The organism is Sandarakinorhabdus sp., from assembly GCF_031422795.1.
Taxonomy (GTDB): domain Bacteria; phylum Pseudomonadota; class Alphaproteobacteria; order Sphingomonadales; family Sphingomonadaceae; genus Sandarakinorhabdus.
Map to the genome: position 1 here is coordinate 1 of NZ_JANPML010000357.1, position 2,757 is coordinate 2,757.

Annotated in this window: 2 protein-coding genes; both read right to left on the reverse strand. The window is 63.8% G+C overall.

All coding sequences use genetic code 11. From position 1 onward, the window contains the following. A partial coding sequence (locus tag RMO81_RS12455) for a M1 family metallopeptidase (protein ID WP_310476213.1) occupies positions 1–1,650 on the reverse strand: 1,650 nt, incomplete at its 3' end. A 245-nt stretch (positions 1,651–1,895) separates the two neighbouring features. Then, positions 1,896–2,757 (reverse strand): AAA family ATPase (locus tag RMO81_RS12460; RefSeq protein WP_310476214.1); only part of this gene is annotated, 862 nt, incomplete at its 5' end.

The window sequence follows — 2,757 nt, forward strand, 5'->3', positions numbered from 1 at the left end:
GCTGAAACGGAAATAGCCAGCGCCATTGGCATTGGGCATCAACGCGCCGCTTCCAGCCAGCGGGGGCAAGGTGGCGCTGCCGTCCTTCAGCAGTGTGCAGCTTTTTGCGTCTCCGCGCGACAGGCACACCGGGATTTGCCAACGCCGCAGCATGCGATCGGTGGCGACGCCCAGTGGCACATAGCGCGATTGCGAAAGACTGATGCCGGTTGCGCTGTCGCGCACGGTCACCAGCGGCGCGCCGGTCTGATCCGTAAAGCTGCGCAGCGCCGGCACCAAATCGGGGTTGCCGCTGGCTTCAGCGACGCTGCCAAAGAAGTCTTCGGCCGTAGCGTTCTTGAAGGCATAGCGTTTCAGATGGAGCTGAACGCCCTTGCGGAAACTCTCTTCGCCCACAAAACCTTCGAACATCGAAACGGTTTGCGCGCCTTTAAGATAGGTGATCGAATCAAAGGCGCTCATCACCTGGTCATTGCGAGCGATTTCCTGGCGGATCGGGCGGCCGCGGCCCAGCGAATCGGTGTCCATCGCCTCAAAGGCTTTAGCCACTTCGCCAGCCGCAATATCCAGATTCCCATTCCAGCGCTGGGCGGCCTTGTTGCCCATCCATTCGGCGAAACTCTCGTTCAGCCAGATGTCGGTCCACCAGCTTGGCGTGACCAGATCGCCGAACCATTGGTGCGCCACTTCATGCGCAGCCAATATGCCGAAACGGCGCAACTGCGATGGCGGCGGCGTGTCGCCCAGCAGGATCAGCGTGTCCTGAAACAGGATCAGCCCGGCATTTTCCATGGCGCCGCCCATCACCGGCGAGGCGATGAAATCCAGTTTTTCATACGGATAGGCGATGCCGAAATAATCTTCCAAAATGCCGACGATCTTCGGCGTTTCCGCCAGCGCCGTCGCCATGCGCGGCGCCTGGCCCTTGGTGGCGATCACCCGGAACGCCAACGGGCGCCCGCGCACCGCATTGGCCGGGATCGTGGTTTCGCGCACATCGAAATCACCCACGCCCACTGCCACCAGATAGGTGGGCAACGGCTTTGAAAGGGCGAATTTGTGGGTGGCCCAGCCGGCCTTTGTCGTCACCGCGATTTCCGGCGTGTTGGCAAAGGCCTTCAGACGGGCGGGCACGGTGAGCGACACGGTGAACGGTACTTTGAAGCCCGGTTCGTCGAAACCGGGGAACATCCGGCGGGCATCGAGCGGTGCCATCTGCGTCCACGCATACCAGTCGCCGCCCACCTGTGCGCGGAACAGGCCTTCCGTCCCCTCGCGGAAACCCGTGCTGTAATCAAAGCGCAGCTGCACCTTGCCGGCTGGCACATTGCCCGGCAGATCGAGCCGCGCCACGCCAGACGGATCAATTTCGGCGTAGGTCGCGACCATCCGCTTGCCGCCGGCCACGACCTCGGCCTTGGCGACCTTCAGCCCCAGCCCATGCAGGAAGATGGTGCGCGTCGGCGCCTTCACCTGCGCGTCAATCTCGACATGGCCGGTGTAATTCGTCTTGGCCGGATCAACGGTAAGATCGATGCGATAGGCGATCGGCTTTACGGTATCGGGCAAGCGCCCCAACGGCATTTCCTGCGCGGCCAGCGGCGACGTGATGGCGGTGGCGGCAAGCGCCAGCAGGCGGAATTGGTTCACGACGCGTCTCCCAGATGCTGCTGTGGCTTTAGCGGCTGGCGTGGCGGCGGCAAAGCGGAATGGAAGCCTCCGGCGGGCAGGGGCTGAGCCCCTGCACCCGCTTGCGTTTTTGGGTGGTGCCTGGGTTGCCAAGACAGCGCCGCAGGCATGCCATTCTTGCCTGCGGCGCCGAAGGGCTCTTGTGGAACAGGAGCGCTCGAAATCAAACGGGTGCAGGGACTGCGTCCCTGCCCGCCGGAGGCTCTTTACAGGATATACCGCGACAAATCCCGGTTCCCCGCAATGTCGCCCAGTTCGCGCGTCACCATGGCCGCGTCCACCGTCACCGTGTCGCCGCCGCGTTCGCTGGCGTCGAAGCTGACCGATTCCAGCAGTTTTTCCATCACCGTGTGCAGGCGGCGGGCGCCGATGTTTTCCACGCTTTCGTTCACTTGGGCGGCGGTGCGGGCGATGGCGTCGATGCCGTCGGCGGTGATGGCCAGCGTCACGCCTTCGGTGGCGAGCAGGGCGGCATATTGGCGGATCAGGCTGGCATCGGTGTCGGACAGGATGCGGCGGAAATCATCCTCGGTCAGGCCCTTGAGTTCGACGCGGATCGGCAGGCGGCCTTGCAGTTCGGGCAGCAGATCGGATGGCTTGGCGACGTGGAAGGCACCCGATGCGATGAACAGCACATGGTCGGTCTTTACCGGGCCGTATTTGGTGGCGACGGTGGTGCCTTCGATCAGCGGCAGCAGGTCGCGCTGCACGCCTTCGCGGCTCACGCTGCCGCCGCGCACGTCGCTCACCGCGATCTTGTCGACCTCGTCCAGAAACACGATGCCGTTGGCCTCGGCGTTGCGCACGGCTTCGCGCTGGATATCCTCGTCATCAAGGCGTTTGTCCGATTCTTCGGCGAGCAGCGCGTCCCAGGCTTCCCCCACCTTCAGCTTGCGGCGCTTGGACGGGCGGCCGCCCATCGCCTTGGCCATCATGTCCGAAAGGTTGATCATGCCGACCTGTCCGGGCTGCATGCCGGGCATCTCGAAACTGGGCGGGGCTTCCGATACCTCGATCTCGATCTCGCGGCCCTTCAGATCGCCGGCTTCAAAGCGCTGGCGGAAGGCG